At 40.4% G+C, this 5467-nt stretch carries 7 protein-coding genes and 1 pseudogene; 5 read left to right on the top strand and 3 right to left on the bottom strand.

What is annotated here, in order from left to right:
- Positions 1 to 220 precede the first annotated feature (220 nt).
- The 3 genes from L4B77_RS19320 to L4B77_RS19310 all read left to right on the top strand — a co-directional run bounded on the left by L4B77_RS19320 (position 221) and on the right by L4B77_RS19310 (position 1750).
- A complete protein-coding gene (locus L4B77_RS19320) occupies positions 221 to 559 on the top strand; it encodes a hypothetical protein (protein WP_429752436.1) in 339 nt (112 codons plus the stop codon).
- A 239-nt stretch (positions 560 to 798) separates the two neighbouring features.
- Entirely contained in the window at positions 799 to 1035 is a 237-nt protein-coding gene (locus tag L4B77_RS19315; RefSeq protein WP_429752440.1) for a hypothetical protein, read from the top strand.
- Positions 1036 to 1204: 169 nt separating this feature from the next.
- Positions 1205 to 1750 carry a GNAT family N-acetyltransferase gene (locus L4B77_RS19310; protein WP_277436119.1) on the top strand — a complete coding sequence of 182 codons (546 nt, stop codon included), beginning with the start codon at positions 1205 to 1207 and terminating at the stop codon, positions 1748 to 1750.
- Positions 1751 to 1867: 117 nt separating this feature from the next.
- On the opposite strand, the gene L4B77_RS19305 is transcribed toward L4B77_RS19310, so the two are convergent.
- Complete coding sequence (locus L4B77_RS19305) at positions 1868 to 2788, bottom strand: LysR family transcriptional regulator (protein WP_171981797.1); 921 nt, start codon at positions 2786 to 2788, stop codon at positions 1868 to 1870.
- Positions 2789 to 2880: 92 nt separating this feature from the next.
- Here L4B77_RS19305 and L4B77_RS19300 point away from each other — a divergent pair, with 92 nt between their 5' ends.
- Positions 2881 to 3339 carry a DMT family transporter gene (locus L4B77_RS19300; RefSeq protein WP_176312598.1) on the top strand — a complete coding sequence of 153 codons (459 nt, stop codon included), beginning with the start codon at positions 2881 to 2883 and terminating at the stop codon, positions 3337 to 3339.
- Positions 3339 to 3764 (top strand): DMT family transporter, encoded by a 426-nt coding sequence (locus L4B77_RS19295; RefSeq protein WP_017050349.1) that lies wholly within the window; start codon positions 3339 to 3341, stop codon positions 3762 to 3764. The genes L4B77_RS19300 and L4B77_RS19295 overlap by 1 nt, the downstream gene beginning before the upstream one ends.
- A 48-nt stretch (positions 3765 to 3812) precedes the next feature.
- Here L4B77_RS19295 and L4B77_RS19290 read toward each other — a convergent pair whose 3' ends face one another.
- Together L4B77_RS19290 and L4B77_RS19285 are read right to left on the bottom strand one after the other, a co-directional pair.
- Entirely contained in the window at positions 3813 to 4769 is a 957-nt protein-coding gene (locus L4B77_RS19290) for an IS110 family RNA-guided transposase (RefSeq protein ID WP_429752438.1), read from the bottom strand.
- Positions 4770 to 5325: 556 nt separating this feature from the next.
- A pseudogene (locus tag L4B77_RS19285) lies at positions 5326 to 5467 on the bottom strand (IS110 family transposase); the annotation flags it as partial.

Here is a 5467-nt window from a genome sequence, read left to right as displayed (position 1 = left end):
GACAGTTATTTCTATATTGCTAAGCCTACCACTGAAGAAAAAACGTTGATAATGGATCGGCTATTTACAGCAGGTTAAACATAACAAACTGCTCAAGGCGGACTATCAACGCTCGGCAATTTAGGTTCTAGTCTTGTGCAGTGTTTACGGCGGCTAGTTTAAGTATCGTGTAATGCGTTGCTAGCCACTTAGCAGGGCGTTATGATTTATCGGAGGTTTCATGAATAAATCGACATCAAGAAAGCTTGTATCCTCCGACTTAACTGGGGATAAACCTAATGAGTTGGTTCCTGCTTTTAAAGATCCAGAGTTTTACTTACTAGAAAATTATGGTCAGAAGCAAAAACTCTCCATTTTGAACATTCGCCGAAGATCTGGCTGCTCGATATCTGAAGCCGTTGAGAAATTTGAGCTCCGGAACAAACCTATCAATAAAGCCAAAAAGAAGAAACGTAAAAAAAGTAAGAAATCCCACAGCTCTTCGGGTGAGGTAGGAAATTCAGTTATTACTTCATTGGCCGGGAGAACATCCGCAAGGAATTGGAAAACCGTAAAATAAATCATAACAAACAATTTAAGCAGATTCACAACGCTTGGCAATTTTGGTTTGAATCAGCATTAGTGATTACGGCACAATGTTCTAGTTAAGTGGTCGCGTTGTTCACTACTTAATTGGGCGTTAGCTCTACTTATCAACTAACTATGCACATTGGTTTGTATATGTGATTCATTTCTCATTCATATGCAATTTATCTCGTTATTGTTCCCATGATTTATAAAACAATAGTTGAGGTTAAAATGAATGCTAGGTATTGCGTAAAGTGTGGTCAAAACACAGAACATAAAGAGTTGATAAAACAAAAACCGTCCAAATATGGCAATAGTAAGAAAGAAAAGTGTAAGGAATTTATCTCGGGTTTCTTGGGTGGTATGGCTAGTCCTGCCGGAGCGTCACTAGATTTAATCGATAGGTATGTAGTTTGTCTCGAATGTGGTACTAAAACATTAGAAAATCATGGTGATGAATTTCAATAAGTTGTGTTTTGCTGAGTCTAAACCGTAGAGCTAACAAGCAATTCAAGCAGACTGTCAACGCGTGGCATTTTCAACTCGGTTTAGCTTCAGTGATTTAGGTGGTAAATTTGAGTGTATTGGTAGCGTTGTCAGCTACTTAATTGGGCGTTAGGTTTTTAAGAGGAAAATTATGTTTACAGTGGAAGTTGAAGAGGGGTTAGAACTTGCCCTCGTTGAGCCTAAATTTGCATCTGAATATCTCGAAATTGTCTCAAATCAGCGTGACTACTTAAGTGAATGGTTGGCTTGGCCACCTCATGCTGTAAATGAAGAGTTCTTCCTAAGCTTTATCAAAAAGTCATTACATGATTATGCAGATGGCAAGTCATTGGTCTGTGCGATGATGTACCAAAACGAAGTGGCAGGAAATATCAGCTTTAATACTATCAATCACGATTTACAAAAAGTTGAAATTGGTTACTGGTTGCGCCGTGATTTACAAGGCAAAGGTATCGTCAGTAAGTCACTATCGAGACTTATCGACTATGCTTTCACAGAATTGAATATGCAAAAAGTTCAAATATCAGCAGCGACGGATAATCAAGCTAGTCGAAATGTTTGTGAGCGTTTAGGGTTCAAATTGGAGGGCGTCATAACTCGTGCTGAAAATTTGAATGGCCGAGTTGTTGACCATGCAGTTTATGGGCTAAGTTGTCCGATTTTAGCCAAAACCTAACAAGCAATTTAAGAGGGATTCTCAACGCTTGGCACTTTTGCTTCTACTTCAAGTTTAGTGTTTATGGCACAATGCTTTAGGTTTGGGTGGAGGCGTTGTTCACCCCTTAATTGGGCGTTATGAGCTTTTACCATCATCAACCTCCCAGTAAATGGAGTGTAGTTTCTCCTCAATAAAATCGATGAATACTTTTACTTTCTCTGGCATGTGTCGCCTTTCTGGATACACAGCAAAAATGCTGTGGTCTGGTAAGTCATAGTTAGCCAATACTTGAACTAACTGACCTGTATTGAGGTATCTCTGCACAATAAATGTTGGCATTTGACAGATTCCTAGTCCTTGTAAAAGCATCTCACATATAGCATCACTATTATTTACTATGAAATTTCCAGTAGGTTCAACCTTGAGCTTTTCATCTGCTTTAAAAAATGTCCATTCAACACCAGCTTGAAACAAGCTGTAATAAATACAATTGTGATCTTTCAAGTCGTGTGGAGTATTGGGAGTACCAGCTTGTTGCAAATACTCAGGGGATGCACATACAACACTGTTGCACTTAGCGAGTTTCCGAGCAATTAGGCTTGAATCTTTTAATTCTCCGATCCGAATTCCGACATCGTAAGCACCAGCGATCATATCAACAACTTGATCATCCATACTTAAAATGACTTTTATGTCAGGGTACAGATCTAGGAACTCTTTTAGGTGAGGGGCTAGGTGTAATCTGGAAAATGTCATTGGGGCATTAATTTTTAATGTGCCTTTAGGGTTGCCTTGATTTAATGTCGCTGCGGTAATCCCTTGCTGAGCTATGTATACAGAATTACGAGCGTAATCTGAAAACTCTTCACCTGACTCCGTTAGTGTCAACTTTCGAGTACTTCGATGGAATAACCTTGTACCAAGGTTATTCTCTAAACTAGATATACGCTTGCTCACGGCTGACTTTGTCATTCCAAGGCGCTCAGCTGCTAATGAGAATGAGCCCGCTTCTACAACTGCTACAAATATTGGGATTGCGGGAAAAATATCTTTCATTGGTGATTTTTGCTCAACTTAGTTGTGATAATTTAGCTATTATACATCAATTTGTTGTTAATTATAATGCCCTCATCAGAAGAGGAAAATTTATGTTAAGACAAAGTGGTTTAGTTATAGTAGCTATTTTTAGTGGTCTATTACTTGCGTTAATGATCAGTGTTAACGCAGAATTAGCAGGTACTACCTCTGCATTTCAAGCATCTTGGATTGCTCATGGGGTTGGTGGCATTACAGCGTGGCTTCTTTATTCTGTATTCAAAAAAAATCACGCTCGCGCAAACCGACCGGAAATCAAGAAACAGTATTGGTTTGGAGGTATTCCAGGTGCTTTAACAGTAGTTTTTGCATCAATGACAGTACAGAGTTATATCGGGCTGACAGGAACTTTAGCGTTGGCGCTCATTGGGCAATTTCTTCTCTCATTAATTCTTGAACATTATGGTTTGTTAAACCAACCCAAAACTAAGGTCACTATAGCCAACTTGTTGCCTACATTATTTGTCGCAATCGGGTCAATTTTAATAATTTACGGTAAGGTAGAGATGTAATGGAATTTATATTACTAGGTCTTCTTAACGGATTTTGTATCACTTTAAGTCGAGTTTTGAATGGTCAGCTTAGTGTGCGTAATGGAGCTTTTCATGCTTCATTCGTGAATCATGCTGTAGGATTTGTTTCGTTGTCCTTATTGTTTATATTTGTAACTGAGCCAGTAAACGCATTACCTCAAGACCTAACTTTATATGTTGGGGGAGTTATTGGTGCGCTGTACGTAGCAGTGAATAGTTTTGTTATGGTTAGGCTTGGGTCAACAAATTCAATAGTATTAGTTGTTGCTGGACAGATGCTGTTTGGGTTGTTCATTGAGGTCTATAGTTTCGGCTTTGAACAAGTTGGGGCGCAGTTTCTTGGAGCAGTTTTAATTGTCACTGGAGTTTTCTTCAAAGGGCGTTTAGGCTTTCAAAATAAGTAAGTGCAACTTATCAAGTGCGCTCATAACAAGAGACTATGGCGTCAATAGTTAATTTTTGGCGCTATTGTTATCCCACATTACACCGTCTCTGAGCATCGAGTTTAAGATCACAACCATCTTTCTCATGCAGGCAACTATGGCTACTTTTTTGGGCTTTCCTGACGCAAGTAATCGTTCATAAGTGGTCTTAAAAACAGGGTTACATTGGATGGCAGACATCATCGCCATATACATAACGGTTCTAACTTGAGTCCGACCTCCTTGTATTATGCGTTTTCCTTTGTAACGGCCACTTTCTCTAACGATGGGTGCAACGCCAATCAAGCTAGAGGCTTGTTTATTGGTGATGTAACCAAGTTCTGGGACGTTACTAATGATTGAGGCTGCCAGTATTTTGCCGACTCCAGGCATGCTTTGAAGTATCTCATTTTTAGTCTGGTATTCAGGTGAGGTATCGATGAGCTTAGTGATTTTAGCTTCTACTTTTTCAATTTGATTTTTAAGAGCGGTTAAGATGGGTGTGATGGTTGAGGCGATGTTCTTTGGCAATATTTGTAGTCGGTTTCTTTCCATGGTCTGTATGGAGAGTAACTGATTTCGCCTTGATACTAAGTCACTCATTAATCGGATATTTTCGGCTTTTAGCTTGGTTAACTCAGGCTGAACTTTTTCAGCATAGTGGGCAATGAGCGCGGCGTCTAAACGGTCGTTCTTAGCTCTTTGTCCGATAGCCCCAGCGAACCTTTTTATCCTTAAAGGGTTAGCGATGACATAGGGTAGCTTTGCTTGGTCACAAACAAGGATGAAGGGCATTTCTAATCGTCCAGTAGCTTCAATCACGACACGCTGAGGTTGGTGTTTAGAGATAGTTCTTACGGCTTGTTTAATGCCTTTGTCATTGTTAGGAACGGTGAAGTAAATGTCGAGCGGACGGATATAAATATCTAATTGTGATTTACCAGTATCAACGCCGACATTAATGTTTTGAAGTGTGTTTGTATTCATAATAAGCTTAACTCTTGCTTGCAAATGCGGGCTCGAGACCCAGAAGACTATTCGAGTGTGTTGCTTGGAGTTCTATCTGACGTTCGTACTTGTTATCGGTCTCTCGATAGAGGAGCCATCATTTAATCGAACTATCAGATAGAAGAACTTTAGTTGCAGCTAAAGTCTGGGTCTCACTTTACCCGATTGGAGTGCTTATTATCCATACAAAGCATTTAAGAGTGATTCGCAACGCTTGGCAGTTTCGCTTTGCTCAAGTATAGCCAAGCGCCGCTCACACCTTAATGCGGCTACATGGATTCCCCCGGTTGTCAAACATCCGCTAAACTTATGTTGATGGGTTTTGGACTGCCGCTCTACATTCGGCCTACTTATCGACGATTCGCATACGTCGTGGCCCTGATGACTTGCGCGACTGCGGTGCCTTATTCGTTAGATGACATCTAGTGTGTCCGCCGCATTAACAGGCTCTCCGCAAGTGGTCTTAACCTATCTCCATCATTAGCGTCTGCAATGACCCGGTGGGTTTAACTCTTTATGCTGCTTAGGTTTCTACTTAAGCAGCATAGTTTTCATATTCGGTTTGATTGTGTAAAAGCGACCATATAATTCGTGCGTTCTTCGCGGCAAGTGCCACTATCGCTCGGTTCATTCCTCTTCGTTCTAGAACGCCTCGACACCACTGACTTAGCTTAGCT

The sequence above is a fragment of the Vibrio minamisatsumaniensis genome (assembly GCF_050337445.1).
In the GTDB taxonomy this organism is placed as follows: domain Bacteria; phylum Pseudomonadota; class Gammaproteobacteria; order Enterobacterales; family Vibrionaceae; genus Vibrio; species Vibrio artabrorum.
This window is presented reverse-complemented; position numbering and strand designations above follow the sequence as displayed.